A 16,039-nucleotide genomic window follows, 5' to 3' on the forward strand; every position below is an offset into this window, starting at 1 on the left:
CCCTACGCCGACTGCGGCTGCCGGTCCCCGCGCGCACATTCTGCCAGCATCCCCTCGCAACTGCGGATCACCACCCGGCAGGCTTCGCCGGCGGACCGTGCCGTCAGCGGACTTTCAGCGACTGCACGCCAGCGGGCCAGGCAGCGCCTGGCCTCAGCCGCCAGCATTTCGGGTCCGGCATCTGCTGCCGCGGCCAGCCGGCGGTAGGCAGCTGCGCCCTGGCCGCCGACCAGCCGTTCGGCTTCCGCAGCCAGCTCAGGGGCCAGCTCCACCCCCGAGGTCCGCAGCGCCGCCAGCAGCCGGAGCTCGCGGAACTCGTGTGCGTTCGCCTGGAGCCGCTCCAGGGATGCCGCCAGGTGTTCCGTCCCCTGCCGCGGCCGGCTGGCCAGGAGGTTTTCCACCGCCGCCAGGGCAGTCCTGGCCTTGAGCTCTTCCGCCCTGGCCTGGAACTGCCGGTCCAGCACGTCCAGCAGGGGGTCCAGGCCGCTCCGCCGCGCCAGCTCGTGGGCCAGCGGCGTGGGTTCGGCAAAACCGTTGCGGATCAGGACCACGGCCAGGCGGATGCCGAAAAGCCCGTAGCGCTCCAGAAGGGACGCCCGTGCCTCCTCCGTCAGGCCCGCCGGCGCGGCGGACCGGCGGAACCTGTCGGCGGAGAGCATCATCCGTTCTCGCTCGGTTCGGTCCAGGGTGGCCAGCAGCTGGAGTGCTTCGAAGTCCGGCTGGCGCAGGGTGCGGGCGCTTTGGGCCAGTAGCCCGGCCACCGGGACCACGCCGAGGGCAAGCTTCCGCAGGTTGGGATCGCGGCTGTACCTTTCCGCGATGTTCCCCGCGGACAGAAGGGAGTCGATGCGGCCGGCTCCCACCTCGTCGGCCCGGGACAGCACCCCGATGGCGTTGACGGTGCCCGAGCGGCCAGACTCTGTGTCGCGGAAGGCTTCCAGGAACCTCAGGTCGGATGCGTGCATATGGCGCATCAGGTAGATAACAGCGTCAGCTTCCGACGGCGAATCCTCCGGGGTCAGGAACGCCAGGGACCTCGCGGACACGTCCTGGGAGACGGAGGCGATGCCGGGGGTGTCGATCAGGGTCATGGCCTGCAGTGCCGGCGCCGGCCATTCGACATCGAGCCGTTCCACTTCTTCCGCGCGTACGCCGTCAAGGACGAAGACCAGGCGCCCGTCCACACGCTTCAGCGGCAGGGTCATGGGCTCCCCCGCAGCGGGGTGGAGCGTGATGCGGGGCGTGTGGCCGTGACGGTACCAGGTGACGATCCGGGTGCACTCGCCGGTGTCCGTGGGGGCGATCTCTTCACCGATGATGGCGTTCAGGAGTGTGGATTTGCCGGCTTTCACCATGCCGGCAACGGCAATCCGCAGCGGCTCCGCCAGCCGCCGCGCATAGCCCTGCAGTTCCTGGGTGGCCTGCAGGTCGTCGGCGTACACCTCCAGGGCTTCCCGAATCAGCGCCGCCGCCCCGGCCGTGGTGGACGCCGTCATCCCACCCCCGCCGCTGTTTGGGTCCTGGCTGCGGCTGCCTCGGCGGCCACGGCTTCTGCAGCCCGGTGCAGCGCATCCACCTTCTTCAGCTCAGCCCTGATGTCCCGGATGCGCCCTTCCTTCTCCTGCGCGTACGAGTTCGCAGCCTTCTGCGCCGCGGCCACCGAGTCCGACAGCGACCTGTGGTATTCATCCGCGATCTCGGTGAAGTGGTCGCGGATGGTCCGCTGGACCAGGCGCAGCCTGTCCTTCAACTGCTTCCCCACCTGGAACGTCACATCGTCCAACTGCCGCCGCACCAGCGCTTTCGCCTCGCCCTGGCGCCGCTTCAGCCGGGTCTCCTTGTCCTCCCGGTAGGCCTTGCGCCCCAGCAGCAGCCCGGCGCCCACCGACAGCGGATTGATGAGGGCCATTCCGAAGATCCCGGTCAGGAGGCCGAACATCAGGACGCCGCCGTAGGATCCGCGCATGCCGATCAGGACCTTCTGGATCGGATTTACCCGGCCGGGATCCAGTTCCGGCATCTGCTCCACCGGATCCAGGGCGTCGCCGGAATCGGAGACATGCAGGACCGGCAGCGCTACCTCGTCCGCCGCGAAATGCCCAGCCACCTGGGCGGCCAGCCATTGCGACCGCTCGCTGGTCCAAACGAACGTGTCCGAAACCGCTGCGGCAACACATTCTTCGAGCCACTGCGAGAACTGCGGCCACACGGGACCGGGATCGCCTTGGTCGATAGCGTTCTCGGCTTCCCGTTGGATCGCGCGAAGGCGGTCCCGCAGGTCATACTCCATGTCGGCGATGAGGTCATTGATGCCGTCGCTAAGGGTGAGCTGCCAGCGGGCGGACCGCTTCCGCAGGTGGTCCGCCTCCGTCCTGGCCTGTTCCAGCTCTGCGAGCATCTGCGGCGTGCCACCCGGGTTTTCCAAGGCATCCAACTCGGACTGCAGGGACAGCCTCAGGTTCTCGGTGACGGACAGCAGGTCCTGGCTGACGGAACGGCGCTGGATCCGTTCTGCCTTGCCCACCACGTCATTGCGGAGGTGGGCCACCAGTGCCGGGAAGCCGGATTCGTCGTTGAGTTCACTGTCCTGGAGCCGCGCAGCTTCCAGGCGAAGGTCCGCGGACAGAGGCAGCAGCGGGATATCAGACGCCACCTGGCCCAGGTGCGCCCTGTCCAGCTCCGCCACCCGCCGCCAGTCCGGATACAGGTCTGTCTTGGAGAGGACGGCCGCAACGTTGGGGGTTATCCGCATGGCCTGGCGGAGGAACCGCAGTTCGGGTTCCGTGTATTCCTGCGACGCGTCCGAGACCAGCAGCATGGCGTCTGCGGTGGGCAGGGCCGTGAGGGTGGTCAAAGTGTGCGTTGAGCCCATGCCGCCCACGCCAGGGGAATCGATGATGCTGAGCCCGCCCGTGAGGAGCCGGCGGGGCAGGCAGACCTCCGCGGCTGCTATCTTCCTGCTGTTTCCGGGGTTTCCCTGCTCGGAAACAAGGGCCGGCAGGTCGGCAAGCTCGACAGGCCGACGCTCAATTCCGCCGCCGGCAGCATCCCCGGCCGGGTTTTCCACCGGGGAGTTGTCCGGGGCGGCATTTCCCGGGACCAGGACGGCTGCCGACGCCGGCTCCCCATAACGGACCACTGTGGGGACCGACGTGGCGATGTCGTCATCCACCGGGCATACCGGCGCGTTCACCAGGGCGTTGATGAGTTTGCTCTTTCCCTGCTTGAACTCCCCCACCACAATGACCCTGATGCTCGGGTCCTGCAGCCTGGCCATGGCCTGCTCCAGCCTCCGGCGCAGGTCTGTGCGGTCCCCGCTGCCCACCAGCTGCAGGCCCTGTTCCACGAGCTTCCCCAACTGACCGGCAGTAACCGGCCCCGGTGGCCTTGCCGGTGCTGCTTCTGCCACAGCGTGTCCCCCTGTCGATGCCGAAAATTCCCAACGTCGGTAATACCGGAAGAGCCCGGCAGGAGGTGGATGCCTCCTGCCGGGCGGTTTGCCTCCCGCGAACAGCGTGTTCGAATAGCGTGTTACAGCGCGGTGGAGTCGTCAACCACCGCATGGTCGATGGCGGGGGTGTGGTCGTCCAGGTCCACATCTGTATGGGTCGGGTTGTCCTCCGTGAACTCGAATTGGTTGTCTGCAACCACCAGGTTGTCCGCCAGGATGTTCGTGGCCGATTTGTCCTGGAAGGAGTCGTCCCCGTGGACGTCCACCGCGGTAGTGGTGGAGTTGTCCGGGTTGAAGGAGTCCGCCACCTCCACGGAGTTGTGGGTGGAGTTGTCGGAGTTGTGGGTGGAGTTGTCGGAGTTGTCGTTGAACGAGTCGTGGACGTCCACGGCCGTGTCCGTGCTGACGGAGTGGTCCGAATGGTCGGAGTAGTCCGCGTGGTCCGAGTTGTCGTTGAATGAGTCGTCCACATCCAGGCCGATGTCCGTGTTGAAGGAGTCATCGGTGTTGAAGGAGCCGGAGATGGCGGTCAGCTCATTGCCGATGCCGACGTCTCCGCCCGCGTGGATGGAGTTGTCCGTGGAGTTATCGGTCGAATGGTCCGCGTTGTAGGAATCCCTGATGTTGTTGGAGTCCCTGACACTGGCGTCGTCACCGCCGGCCACTGCGTGGTCCCCGGCGGCCACCACGGCGTCATGGTCGAACCACTGCTCCACGTCACCATGCGCCCAAATATTTTGGTTGACGGACTGGTCCGTAATGGTGTCCCGGTCGTCGAGCATGGTGGTGTTGCTGGTGTAGGAGAAGTGGTTCACCACGTGGTGCAGCTGCTGGACCGCGTGGGCATGGTCGTCATTGTCGTAGTCCGCCCCGCCCTGCCCTGGGCTGTACACCCCACCGTGGACGGCCGCGGCGCTGCCGGCGTGCGCCGCCGTCGTGCCTGCCGGCCCGGGCCCTATGTAGCCAGACCCCACGTGTCCGGACCAGGCACTGTTTCCGCCGGTGTTGTGCAGGCGGTCGAAGGATGAGGCGTTGACGGTGATGGGAGCGTAGTCAAGGACAACTGGCATTGCGGCGTCCACGTCAGCCGAGCACACGTTGCCCAGGCCGTGTTCCGCCAATGCCCGCTCGGGGTCGTCCAGGAACTCCTGGACCGCCTCCCGGTTGCCAAAAAGCTGCATCAGGAACTGAACAAGGTCGTTTGCGAGTGTTGGCATATGCGTGGTCCTCACATCTTCTTTGAGTTGCGGATCATCCGGCGAACGTGTCCGGTTGTCTCAAACCTAGGTTCGCTGCCGGGGAAGGGCATCGGGCGGTTTCCCCCTAACAGTGGCCGCCGTGCCGGGGCAACGGACGTGGCACGCCTAGGGGTGTTAGGGGGTCATTCCTGCTGCGGATTCAGCTGCTGGGAACTGTCCACGCCGAGGGCCAGGCGCAGGCGGGCCAGCAGGTCTGAACGGTTCTCCGCGCCGAGCCGGCGCCTGATCCTGGCGATGTGGTGTTCCGCCGTCCTGGGCGAAATGTAGATCGCCTCGCCGATTTCCCGGTAGGTCTTGCCCTCAAGCACCAGCCTGGCAACTTCCTTTTCGCGCTCGCTCAAGCCGGATGCGTCCGGCTGGGCTCCCTTGCCCCCACCATCGGCACCGCTGCCTGCCTGCACGTCGGCCGCTCCAGATGCTCCCGGGCTGCCCTGCGGGTGCAGGTCCCGGGCGCAGGAGAGCAGGCGCATCATGTCCCGGCGTTCCTCGGCGCGGGCGGCAGCATGTCCTGCCAGCCTGGCGCCCTCCCACGGCATTCCCACTGCACCCAGCAGCCGGGCCGCACCCTCCACTTCAGGAGTACGGAAACGGCCGGCCAGCACCGATACCCAGGCTTTGCCCGCCGTCGCCAGGACGGCGGCCAGCTGGCTGTGGGCAGAGGCCCTTGCCAGGGCGGTGGCATGGGGGGCAAGATCGGCGGGGCTCTCATTGAGCAGCGCAGCCTGGACGGCAGCCCAGTGCAGGGGAACGGCCCACAGTGCAGGTCCGCCCAGGCGCCCCAGCAGTTTCCATGCGTCTTCCAGGTACTGCGCTACGCGGCGCGTCTCGCGCAGGCGGGCAGCGGCGATCAGCAGCTCCCCCCACGGCAGGAGGTTGTAGAGGTCCACCGACGTGTGCAGCATTGCCTCCCGCGCCCGCTCCCACGCCCTGAGGAGCTCCGGCACGTCGCCGTTGCGGCGGGCAAGTCCCACCTCCAGCGCGGCGGACATGAACTCGTCGCGCGGGACCAGCGGCCAGTGGTTGGCTTTGGCGGCTTCCACGGCGGCGAACCGCGCGTCCTCGAGTTTGTCCTGCATCATGGCCGCCCAGGCCTGGAGCAGCAAAAGCCTGGGCTGCGCGGCATTGCCGCCCTGCCCGGCCACCACGGCGGCCCGGCAGACCGTTTCCGCCAAGTGCGGCTCACCGCTGTGCAGGGCAAGGAGGGCTGCCAGTGCGGCAGGTGTTTCCGGCAGCGGAAGGGCCATGCCCGCCGAGTTCAACATGTCCGAAGCATGGATCAGGATGGAGATGCCCTGCTGCGGCTTCTCGCCCAGTGACGCGAGAACCCCCTGGCCGGTCTGCACCAGGGCAGCCGCAAGAAGCGTTGGGGACGACGCCGGCGCGTCCGGCTGGAAGAAGGCCTCGGCAGCTGCCCGGTCTCCCGCGCCGATCATAGCGACGGCGGCAAGGGGAGCCGAGGCGCCTACGCGGCCCGGCCCCAACCAGCTGTAGACGTCGGCCGCGCGGGCCAGCATTCCCCGCTGCGCCCATACGGAGGCAGCCACGTCCGCGCCCCGGCGCACGTCCGGCGGCTCCGCACTGACCAAGAGGGCGTCGATGATGCGGGCGGCGGCGTCCAGTTCCCCGTCACCGGCTGCGGCCTGGGCGCGGCGGGCCGCGGTGGCCAGCGGGTCGGCGCCGGCAAGGAGCGCTTCCTCGTAGAGCTGGGAGGCGAGCCCCGGATCGCTTTCCAGCGCAGCGTTGGCCGCTTGCGAAAGTTCCGCCGCAACCCTGGAATCGGCGAGTCCGCCCCTGGCGAGCTCGCGCGCAAGGTTGCCAAGTGGTTGCCCGGTGGACGCGAAGACAGTCACGAGCTCCCGCTGGAGCGAGTGCACCTTGGCGGTTGGCGTGGCGGTCAGCAGGGCGTGCTGGGCAGTCCCCACCACTGTGCCGTCCGGCCTCAGCAGGCCCGCGGCCTCCGCCCGGTCCACCAGGGAGTCCAGGTCCTCCACGGTCCCGTTGATGAATTTGCGCTGGAGGTCGGCCGGAAGCGGACCGGGCAGGGCGAACCCCACCGAGAGTGCCAGCAGCAGCTCACGTACGGCTGCGTTGGCACCTTTCAACTGCTTGGCCATCAGCTCCGCTGCATGGGGCGGGTGGCCCTGATGGTCCGGAGACGTGTGCAGTGGTACGGGGCGTTCCGCCCGCTGCAGGTGCGCATCCATCTCAGGCCGCCGGAGCTGTGGTCGTGGCCGTGGCGACGGCAGTGTCAGTGGAGGCACTGGTGGACTCCTCAGGCGTGGGTGAAGGCGCAACGGCGGGTGTGGGCGTCAATTCCGTTGCCGTTGGCGTGACGAGCGGATCAGCGGTGGGGCCGGAAGCCGCCATCGTTGTAGGCGTAATGGTTGGAGACGCGCTCCCGCTGGTCGGTGCAACGGTGCCCGTGTCCGTGGGAGCCGGGGCGGAATTAGGGGTGGGACTGATCGGCACCCCGGGCGAGGAGGTGCCGGGCGGTGCAGTGCCGGACGATGCAGTGCCCGACGGTGACGGGGCAGGCGATGTGGTCGGGGGCGTGGTGGCGGTCGGCGCGGGGCTGGTGGGTGCCGGACTCGTTGGGAGGGGCTGGGGGGTGTCGGTGGGGCTTGCAGTAGCACCGCTCAGGGAATCCGGAATGATCCCGGTGCCGGCACCGGACGGCGGATTCGCCGGAGCGCCCGCGGCAGGTCCACCCGCCGTCGCACCGCCGGCCGCGTCTCCGCCTGTGGCCTGCTTGCCGGCGGGCGGGGCGGAGGCAGTGGGTGCGGGCTCCCCGGTGAACGGCTTCCTGGCGCTGGCTTCGATGCCCGCAAGCGGCTGCGGAACGACTGCCGCCGCTGCCGCGCCTGGACCGGGCGCTTCCGTCCCCCCTCCCCCGCTGGATCCGCCCGTGGTGCTGGCACCGGCCTGGGGCACGAACATCGCCGTCAGGTTCCCGAAGCCGTCAGGACTTTGGGCGGCAGTGGCGGTGAGGACCGTAAGGACAGCCGCGGCCGCGGCCACAGCCGTGACCCGGACTGTGGGTTTCGGGGCGTGCGCGCCCCCTTTCCCGTGCAGCGCACGGCGGGAGGGCCCGGCGATGGCTCCTCCCGCCGTCGAATATTTACGCGACCAGCTGGGCCGGCTGGAACTGTCCGGTCCGGGTGGCGCGTCGGAGGACGCGACGGCGGCTTCCACCGCATCAGCCGCGAGTGCGGCTGGTGCCGCTCCGGTTGATGCGGCTTCGATTGGTGCCGGTTCAGCTTTGGCCGCCCCAGCTTCCGCCAGCGCCGCAGCCTCTGCGGCAGCGGTGTGGGCCAGGAGCGCCGCGACTGCCGCACCCAGGCAAATGGACGACTTGGGGTCGGCGTCCACCGCAATGGGCCGGCCCAGCTGCTCGGACACCAGTTGTGCCACCAGGGGGATGCGGGACGAGCCCCCAATCAGCAGCACCGTGGACAGGTCTTCCGGCTCAAGGTGGAGCTGGGCCAGGGAATGTTCCAGTGCCTCTACGGTTTCCCGCACGGGCTCTTCAATCAGCGCTTCGAACTCGGCACGCACCAGGCGGACCTGTTGCTGGACGCCGGGCAGGAGCACCGGGATGCTTGCCTCGCTGTCAGCGGAGAGGGCTTCCTTGGCCTCTACGCATTCGCGGCGGAGCCGGGTCAGGGCGCCGAGGACCGAGGGGTCAACGGGGTCGAGGTGGTCCAGCGCGTTCCCGCTATGGGCAGCCACGTAGCTGAAGACTGCAGCATCAAAATCGGCACCGCCCAGGTCTTCGATGCCCTCCGGGCGTCCCACGAGCTCAAAGCGGCTGCTGCCGGACTTCCGCAGGACAGCGGTATCGAACGTGCCGCCGCCGAGGTCGTAGACGGCGATAGTGCTGCCTTCCTCCACCCGTACCTGCGATGCGTAGTGCAGGGCGGCGGCCTCCGGCTCGGAAAGGAGTGTCACGTTTTCCAGGCCGCGGGCAGCAAGGGCATCCCGGACCACGGACAGGCGGTGGCTGCCCCAGGCGGCGGGGTGGGTCAGGAAGAGGGCCGACGCCGGGCCCCCCTCGCGCTCGGCTGCCCGGTCGGCCACCCACCGGGCCATAGTGGCGAAGACTTCCTCAGGCTGCAGCGCCAGGGTGCCCAGGATGATCGGGACGTCGTCGCCAATCCGGCGTTTGAATTCGCGGACCACACGCTCGGGTTTGTCCAGCCCGCGGCGTTCGGCGGCCTCGCCCACCAGGACAGTGCCCTCTTCCGGGTAGTACACCACGGAAGGCACAGATGCTCCGCGGGCGCCCAGGGGCAGACATTCGGGCACAGGGGAAGCACCCTGGTGAAAGCGAACAACGGCGGCTGCCGTGAAACTCGTCCCGACGTCTACGGCGAGGGCGTAGCTCATGGTTACCTCGGAAGGCTGGTGGTCCACATGCAAGCTTCATCACAGTGAACAGTCACCAAATTAGCATTCCGCGGGACCCGGGAACACCCCTGTTGCTACACCGAATGGCGATATGGCGCGCAATTGCCTCGTGGCGGCCAAATTCAGGTCTTAAGGCCCGAAAAACCTGCGGGCAAGAGGGCGCAGCCTAGAGGCCGGAGTAGGAGTGGAGCCCGTTGAACAACGTGTTGACGATGGTGAAGTTGAAGATCACGCAGAGGTAGCCCACGATCGACAGCCATGCGGCGCGGGTTCCGGTCCAGCCGCGGGTGGCACGGGCGTGCAGGTAGCCGGCGTAGACAACCCAGATAACAAACGTCCACACTTCCTTCGTGTCCCAGCCCCAGAACCGGCCCCAGGCCTTCTCGGCCCAGATGGCACCGAACATCAGCGTGAAGGTCCAGCCAATGAAGGCGATGGCGTTGATGCGGTAGGACAAGTTTTCCAGGCTCAGGGCGGAGGGCACCAGGCGCATGAAACCGAGCTTGTCGGTGCCGTCGGCGGCCACGGTCTTCTGCCGGTGGGACTGCACCAGCTGCAGGGCGGACATGGCGAAGGTCAGGGTGAACAGGGCCGAGGAAAGCACCGCGATGGAAACGTGGATGACCAGCCAGTAGCTCTGCAGGGCGGGAACCAAGTGGCCGACGGGGGTCCAGAAGGCCACCGAAGCCGCCACCATCATGATGATGACCAGGCCCACCACGAAGGTGCCCAGGAAGCGGAGGTCGCGGCGGATCAGCGAGAGCAGGAACACTGCCGCCACCAGGAACGCGCCCGTGGTGAGGAATTCGTACATGTTGCCCCACGGCACGCGGCCCGCGCCCAATGCCCTGGTGACCACGCCGGCGCCGTGGATAACGGCGGCGAGGATGGTCAGGGCTACGGCGACCCGCGCCGGAACCCGGCGCTCCGCGGCGTACTTCATGTCGCCGTCGGCCGTTACCACGCCGCCGGTTCCTGCACCGCCGGCCTTGGCGGACGACGACGGGCGTTCGGCGCGGTCGGCGGGGCCGTCCAGGCGGGCCCCGGCAGAGCCCGCACCCACTCCTGCGGCTACGGGAACCTTGGCTGCGGTCCCGGCCTGCGCGGCCTTGACGTCAACCGCGCGCAACGCCTTGCTGCTCTTGGCGAGGTCCCAGGCGAAGGCGATGAAGGCCACCGTGTAGGTACCCGCCGCCAACAGCATGAAGAGTTCGCTGTACTGGCCCATGGTTTCGTTGATTCCAAATGGCATTACTGGTCCTTTTCGGGCCCGGTGGGGCCTGCTGGGGTGGTGACGGAGCCGGCGGCAGTTTCAGTGGAGCCTGCTGCGGTATCGACGGAGCCTGCGACATTATCGCCTGTGCGGCTGGGAGTTTGCTGGGACGGAGCGGTCCCTTCTTCGGAGTCAGCGTCTTCAGGCAGCTGCCACTCCGTGGTGAACAGCTTACGGAGCGCCGCTGCCTCGCCGGCCAGGCGGTGGTCCTCGCCGCGGGCCAGGAGCCCGTACTCCACCATGGTGCGGCCGTCAGCGGCGGTACCGGTGCGGACCCAGACGCGGCGGCGGTTGACGTAGAGCGAGAAGATCAGCCCGGCCACGGCCAGCAGGGCGAACACCAGGGCGGAGGCCTGTCCGGGGTTGTGGTGGATGTCCACGCCGATGTAGCGCTTCACGCCGTCAAAGCTGATGCTGCCCTTGCCGTCGGGCAGGGTGTAAGTGGAGCCGGGGGCCAGCGTGATACCGCCTGCCGCCAGGTTCCTGGCGTTGAGCGGGGTGAGGTTTTTGACGTCCAGTTCGAAGACGTTCTGCGGCGCACCTTTGTTCAGGCCCAGGTCGCCGTAATAGGAGTTCAGGGTCAGCTGCGGGTTGAACAGTTCGGGGTCGGCACTGAAGGACACGTTCTTGTCATTGACGAACGCGGTGGGGAGGAAGAAGCCCACGAACCCCAGCTGGTCCGGCTGGGCGTCCGGAACCTTGATCACCACGGAGGAGTAGTAGTTCTGGCCCTGCAGCTTGGCCACCACCGGCCCCTGCATGGCCACGTTCCCGGCACCGTCCCGGATGGTCACCACCGGCGCGTAGCCGTTGCCGGTGAGGTAGATGCTGGTGCCACCCAGGCTCACGGGATCGTTGACCTTTAGGATCTCCTGCTTGGGCGGGGCGTCCGGGTTTTCCTTGGTGGTGACGGTGGCGGCGAAGTCGATGGGCTGGCCGAACTTGCCTTGGGATTCTCGGTCAAAGGTGATGTTGAACTTGTCCAGCTGGAGGGAGTAGGGCTGCAGTTGGCTGGACTGGAAGTTGGTGCCCGGGTTGAACTGGTCGTAGCCCACCAGGGTGTTCACGAAGGTGTCGCCTTCCACCAGGATGCGCTGGCCGCTGTAGCCGAACAGGCCGCCGGCAGCCACGGATACCAGCACGCCGATGAGTGAGGTGTGGAACACCAGGTTGCCCACCTCCTTGAGGAAGCCGCGCTCGGCACCCAGGGACGGCAGGGCGCCGTCGGCGTCCCGGACCTCCACCCGGTAGCCGCGCTTGCGCAGCAGCCCTGCGGCACCGTTGATGGCGTCCGACGCCGGGATGCCGGTACCGGAGGGAATCACCATGGTGCCGTATTCCGGCAGCCGGGACAGGCGCTGCGGAGTACGCGGCGGCTGGGAGCGCATGGCCTTGTAATGGGCGATGGCGCGCGGCACCACGCAGCCGATCAGCGAGATGAACAGCAGCAGGTAGATCGCCGAGAACCACACGGAGGAGTAGACGTCGTACAGCTGGAGGGAGTCCAGCAGCTTGCCGTACTCCGGGTGGTCCTTGATGTACTGGGTCACCGTGGCCGGGTTGGCCGGGCGCTGCGGGAACAGCGACCCGGGGACAGCGGCGACAGCGAGGAGCAGCAGGAGGAACAGCGCGGTGCGCATGCTGGTCAGCTGGGTCCAGGCCCACCGGAGCATGCCCTTGAGTCCCAGCGCCGGGAGGGCGGCCTGGGCCTTCGCCTCGGCGACAGGGGCGGATTGCTTCTTTTTTACCTTCACACGCTCGCTCATCAGATCGGCAACTTCACGTCGGTTTGGAACCAGTACTGCAGCCCGGTCACCCAGGCACCCCACACGCCGGTGGCCATCAGCAGCCCCAGGACCACCAGGATTCCGCCGCCGGTCCGCTGGATGGCCAGCCGGTGCTTGCGGAAGAACGCCATCACTCCCAGTCCCCGGCGCAGGGCCAGGGCGATCAGCAGGAACGGAATGCCCAGCCCCAGGCTGTACACGAATGCCAGGAACGCGCCCTTGGCGGCGGAGGATCCGCCGGAGAGGCTCAGCAACTGCACGGCTGAGTAGGTGGGGCCGATGCACGGCGCCCATCCCAGCCCGAAGGTGAGGCCCAGCAGCGGTGCGCCCCAAAGACCGGCCGGCGGCTTGGCGTGGATTTTCGCATCCCGCTGGAGCCAGCTGAAGCCGCCCATGAACACGATGCCCATGATGACCACCAGGATGCCCAGGAGCTGGGTGATCCAGGCGTTCTGGCTGCCGGTGATGAGGGTGCCCAGCTGGCCGAACGCGCCGCCCAGCAGGACGAAGATCACGGAGAAGCCCAGGACGAACAATCCGATGCCGGCCAGCATCCGGCCGCGCTTTTGCTTTTGCAGGTCCACGCCGCTCAGGCCCGTGACGTATCCCAGGTAGCCGGGGACCAGCGGAAGGACGCAGGGCGAAAGGAAGGAGACCAGTCCGGCGAGCAGTGCCACCGGGATGGCCAGCAGGAGGGAGCCGCTGAGGATGGCTTCGGCGAAGGGGCTGTTCACGGGGTCCCGGCCTGTCCCTATTCCGCCACGGCGGCGGTGATGAGGGCCTTCAGGGTGCCCTTCTCGATCTCGCCGAGGACGCGGGAGGCCACCCGTCCCTGCTTGTCCAGGACCAGCGTGGTGGGCACGGCTCCGGGCGGCACCAGGCCGGACACGGACAACAGGACCCCGCCGTCCTTGTCGTTAAAGCTGGGGTAGGTCAGGTTGAAGGTCTTCTCGAACGCCTCGGCCGTGGGCTTCTCGTCGCGGAGGTTGACGCCGAAGAACTGGACGCCCTGGTCCTTAAACTCCTGGTGCAGCGCCTCCAGGAGCGGCGCTTCCACCCGGCAGGGGGCGCAGGCTGCGAACCAGAAGTTCAAGACGCTCACCTTTCCCTGGAAGTCGGCCGGGGTGACGGCGGTGCCGTTGAAGAGGGCACCCTGGATCTGCACGGCTTCCTTGCGGTCCGCGGCGGCGAACTCGGTCACGGATCCGTCGCCGGCAACGTAGTTCTTGTTGTCCCCCGCTTTGGCCTGCTTGGCCAGGGCGTCCTCTTGCGCGCAGCCGGACAGGCCAAGGGTCAGCGCGGTCAGGGCCATGCCGCCGGCGGCGAGCAGTCCGCGGCGCGAGGGAAGGTTGTTGTTGCTCACTACTAGGCTCCAGGGGTGCTGGCGGCACCGGGAAGAAGGGATGCTGCGGGTTCGCTGTACTCCACCCGCAACAGCGAGCCGGCATCGTCGAACACCAGGGACGTAACGGAGGTCAGGGTGCACTCGCGCTTGCGGGGATCGTGCCACAGCGGCCGCCCTTCCGCGCTCAGCCGGGTGGCCCAGATGGGCAGTTGGTGGCTGACCAGGATGGCCTCGGGGCCTTCGGCGCCGAAGTCGCCCGCCGCGAGTTCAATGGCCTTCCGGCGCGCGTCCTGCGCGGCGGCTGCCACCCTTGCCGCCTGCTGCTTGTACGGCTCACCCCAGGACGGGCGCAGCGGATTGACCAGGTGCGGCCAGTGCCTGGGCCTGCGCAGTTCGCCCTTGGTGACCTTCATGCCCTCGAAGTAGTTTTCGGCTTCGATGATCCGCGCGTCTGTGTGGATGTGCAACTGCAGGGCTTCCGACGTCGGCCGTGCAGTTTCCTGCGCACGCTCAAGCGGTGAGGCGGCCAGGTAGGTGATGCGGGCCCCCTGCTCAGCGCGCTGCCGGAAGTGCTCCGCAAGCATCCGGGCCATCTCCTGGCCCAGCTCGGAAAGGTGGAAATCCGGGAGCCGTCCATAGAGAACGCCGTCGGGATTATGGACCTCGCCGTGGCGGAGCAGATGGACAGTGGCTTGGGGCATGTTTACCAGTTTCTCAAAGATGGCGCGCGATCCGAAATCTTCTACATCCAGTAGAACTGAAGTTTTTGAAGAAATGTTCCGAACGCGGGAACAAAAGATGCAAATGCATGTTTATACTGGATGCAGCAAGTTAGTTGAGACTTCAACTTATGAAGCTTCAACATCAGGACCACAACAGGCACAGCTATAAAAGGAGCAACATCATGGCACTTCCCGCAGACGTCACCACCGGCACCTGGACCCTGGACAACTCGCACAGCGAGATCGGCTTCACCGTCCGCCACGCCGGCATCAGCAAGGTGCGCGGCCAGTTCACCGACGCCGCCGCCACCCTGGACCTGGCCGAGGACGTGGCTAATTCCAAGATCAACGCCACCATCAAGACCGCCAGCTTCGACTCCGGCGACGCCAACCGCGATGGCCACGTCAAGGGCGGGGACTTCTTCGACGTGGAGAAGTTCCCGGAAATCTCCTTCGTCTCCAACGGCCTCGTGGCCAAGGGCAACAGCTACGAACTCACCGGCGACCTGACCATCAAGGGCGTTACCCGTCCCGTGACCCTGGAAACCGAGTTCAACGGCGTGGCCGTAGACCCGTTCGGCAACACCCGTGCCGGCGTCTCCGCCGAGACCACCATCAGCCGCAAGGACTTCGGCCTGACCTGGAACGCGGTCCTGGAGACCGGCGGAGTGCTGGTCAGCGACAAGGTGGCCATCAACCTGGAACTCGCCTTCATCGCTCCCGCAGCCTAAATCCCCCAACACGGCACCCCGGCCCCGCCTACGCGGCGTGGCCGGGGTGCCGTGTTTAACGGGCAAACGCGGTGCATCGACACCTCCCGAATCATCCACAACGCCGCCCGCCGGGGGTACGGTGGACTTAAGCCATGCTGGGGGGAAGGCTGAGGACCGATTCCCGGCAGCCTAACTGGATCCCGACCCTGCAGAAGGAACGCCCATGAGTACTCCTCCCGTCCCGCCTCCCGGGTCCGAAGACCCCCGCAACAGCAACGGACAATCCGGCAACGACCAGCCCGGAGCCCAGCCGCCGCGCTACGGCCAAAACGCACCGCAATATGGCCAGAACGCCCCGCAGTACGGGCAGAACCAGCCCCAGCACGGCTCGCAGCCGCCGGCAGCACCGCAATATGGCCAGAACGCCCCGCAGTACGGCCAGAACGCACCGCAGTACGGGTCCCAGGGATCCCAATATGGGCAGAACGCCTCCCAGGCTCCCGGTTACGGGCAGCCCCAAAGCGGCCAGTCCCAGTACGGCCAGGCGCCGTATGGACAGTCCCCTTACGGCCAGTACCCCTCCGAGCAGCCGCAGCCGGCCGGAAGCAACGGCGTTCCCCAGCTGGTGAACATCTCCTTCTGGCTGCTCATTGCGTCGGCGGCGATTTTCGTCATCGGCATGATCCTCGGGCTCACCCAGCTGGACAGCCCCGAACTCCGGCAGCTTTTTGAACAGCAGATGCGCTCCAGCGGGACAGACATCAGCTACGACAGCATGAAGAGCTTCATCGCCGGTACGCTGGTGGTGTTCGCCATCATCGGCGTCGCGCTGTACCTGTTGGTGGCCTTCTTCGTTCGCAAGGGCAGGAATTGGGCCCGCATCCTGGGAACAGTTTTCGCGGCCCTGTCCATTTTCGGCCTGTTTGGGGTCCCCTCCATCGGAACGCTCGGAACCGTCCTGGGCATCGTAGCCATCGTGCTGCTTTACCTGCCCGCAGCTGCCCCGTACTTCCGGAAGCAGCAGCCTTTCGCCAACCCGTACTCCGGTGGGTTCGGCAACCCTTACGGTCGGTAACCAGCAC

The 16,039-nt window shown here is 67.2% G+C and carries 12 protein-coding genes; 2 read left to right on the plus strand and 10 right to left on the minus strand.

The features are described 5' to 3' along the window. Positions 1-2 precede the first annotated feature (2 nt). The 10 genes from JCQ34_RS15590 to JCQ34_RS15635 all read right to left on the minus strand — a co-directional run bounded on the left by JCQ34_RS15590 (position 3) and on the right by JCQ34_RS15635 (position 14,223). On the minus strand, positions 3-1,496 hold the full coding sequence (locus tag JCQ34_RS15590; RefSeq protein ID WP_286398923.1) for a dynamin family protein: 1,494 nt from the start codon (positions 1,494-1,496) through the stop codon (positions 3-5). After that, positions 1,493-3,409: a dynamin family protein gene (locus JCQ34_RS15595; RefSeq protein ID WP_286398925.1), complete on the minus strand. Its 1,917-nt coding sequence runs from the start codon at positions 3,407-3,409 to the stop codon at positions 1,493-1,495. The genes JCQ34_RS15590 and JCQ34_RS15595 overlap by 4 nt, the downstream gene beginning before the upstream one ends. Positions 3,410-3,531: 122 nt before the next feature. Next, entirely contained in the window at positions 3,532-4,668 is a 1,137-nt protein-coding gene (locus JCQ34_RS15600; RefSeq protein ID WP_286398927.1) for an IniB N-terminal domain-containing protein, read from the minus strand. Between the two features lie 164 nt (positions 4,669-4,832). Continuing rightward, positions 4,833-6,914, minus strand: coding sequence for a LuxR C-terminal-related transcriptional regulator (locus JCQ34_RS15605; RefSeq protein WP_376976606.1), 2,082 nt, complete (start codon positions 6,912-6,914; stop codon positions 4,833-4,835). A 1-nt stretch (position 6,915) separates the two neighbouring features. Next, positions 6,916-9,096 (minus strand): Hsp70 family protein, encoded by a 2,181-nt coding sequence (locus JCQ34_RS15610; RefSeq protein WP_286404582.1) that lies wholly within the window; start codon positions 9,094-9,096, stop codon positions 6,916-6,918. A 187-nt stretch (positions 9,097-9,283) separates the two neighbouring features. Beyond that, positions 9,284-10,369: a c-type cytochrome biogenesis protein CcsB gene (gene ccsB / locus JCQ34_RS15615; RefSeq protein ID WP_286398931.1), complete on the minus strand. Its 1,086-nt coding sequence runs from the start codon at positions 10,367-10,369 to the stop codon at positions 9,284-9,286. Then, on the minus strand, positions 10,369-12,156 hold the full coding sequence (gene resB / locus JCQ34_RS15620; RefSeq protein WP_286398932.1) for a cytochrome c biogenesis protein ResB: 1,788 nt from the start codon (positions 12,154-12,156) through the stop codon (positions 10,369-10,371). The genes ccsB and resB overlap by 1 nt, the downstream gene beginning before the upstream one ends. Next, positions 12,156-12,911, minus strand: a complete 756-nt coding sequence (locus JCQ34_RS15625; RefSeq protein WP_286398935.1) for a cytochrome c biogenesis CcdA family protein — start codon at positions 12,909-12,911, stop codon at positions 12,156-12,158. Before JCQ34_RS15625 ends, resB begins: the two co-directional genes overlap by 1 nt. Before the next feature lie 17 nt (positions 12,912-12,928). Next, a complete protein-coding gene (locus JCQ34_RS15630; RefSeq protein WP_200830762.1) occupies positions 12,929-13,489 on the minus strand; it encodes a TlpA family protein disulfide reductase in 561 nt (186 codons plus the stop codon). A gap of 53 nt (positions 13,490-13,542) precedes the next feature. After that, positions 13,543-14,223 (minus strand): histidine phosphatase family protein, encoded by a 681-nt coding sequence (locus JCQ34_RS15635; RefSeq protein WP_286398937.1) that lies wholly within the window; start codon positions 14,221-14,223, stop codon positions 13,543-13,545. A gap of 203 nt (positions 14,224-14,426) precedes the next feature. Between JCQ34_RS15635 and JCQ34_RS15640 the strand changes: the two genes are divergently transcribed. Next, complete coding sequence (locus tag JCQ34_RS15640; RefSeq protein ID WP_286398940.1) at positions 14,427-14,975, plus strand: YceI family protein; 549 nt, start codon at positions 14,427-14,429, stop codon at positions 14,973-14,975. A 205-nt stretch (positions 14,976-15,180) separates the two neighbouring features. Next, complete coding sequence (locus tag JCQ34_RS15645) at positions 15,181-16,032, plus strand: hypothetical protein (RefSeq protein WP_286398942.1); 852 nt, start codon at positions 15,181-15,183, stop codon at positions 16,030-16,032. Positions 16,033-16,039: the final 7 nt, after the last annotated feature.

The organism is Pseudarthrobacter defluvii (assembly GCF_030323865.1).
In the GTDB taxonomy this organism is placed as follows: Bacteria; Actinomycetota; Actinomycetes; order Actinomycetales; family Micrococcaceae; genus Arthrobacter; species Arthrobacter sedimenti.

Excerpts from the sequence above, each read along its gene's own strand:
- JCQ34_RS15590 (WP_286398923.1), bottom strand. The coding sequence starts at position 1,496 with ATGACGGCGTCCACCACGGCCGGGGCGGCGGCGCTGATTCGGGAAGCC.
- JCQ34_RS15600 (WP_286398927.1), bottom strand. The coding sequence starts at position 4,668 with ATGCCAACACTCGCAAACGACCTTGTTCAGTTCCTGATGCAGCTTTTT.
- JCQ34_RS15605 (WP_376976606.1), bottom strand. The coding sequence starts at position 6,914 with ATGGATGCGCACCTGCAGCGGGCGGAACGCCCCGTACCACTGCACACG.
- JCQ34_RS15610 (WP_286404582.1), bottom strand. The coding sequence starts at position 9,096 with ATGAGCTACGCCCTCGCCGTAGACGTCGGGACGAGTTTCACGGCAGCC.
- ccsB (WP_286398931.1), bottom strand. The coding sequence starts at position 10,369 with ATGCCATTTGGAATCAACGAAACCATGGGCCAGTACAGCGAACTCTTC.
- resB (WP_286398932.1), bottom strand. The coding sequence starts at position 12,156 with ATGAGCGAGCGTGTGAAGGTAAAAAAGAAGCAATCCGCCCCTGTCGCC.
- JCQ34_RS15630 (WP_200830762.1), bottom strand. The coding sequence starts at position 13,489 with ATGGCCCTGACCGCGCTGACCCTTGGCCTGTCCGGCTGCGCGCAAGAG.
- JCQ34_RS15635 (WP_286398937.1), bottom strand. The coding sequence starts at position 14,223 with ATGCCCCAAGCCACTGTCCATCTGCTCCGCCACGGCGAGGTCCATAAT.
- JCQ34_RS15640 (WP_286398940.1), top strand. The coding sequence starts at position 14,427 with ATGGCACTTCCCGCAGACGTCACCACCGGCACCTGGACCCTGGACAAC.
- JCQ34_RS15645 (WP_286398942.1), top strand. The coding sequence starts at position 15,181 with ATGAGTACTCCTCCCGTCCCGCCTCCCGGGTCCGAAGACCCCCGCAAC.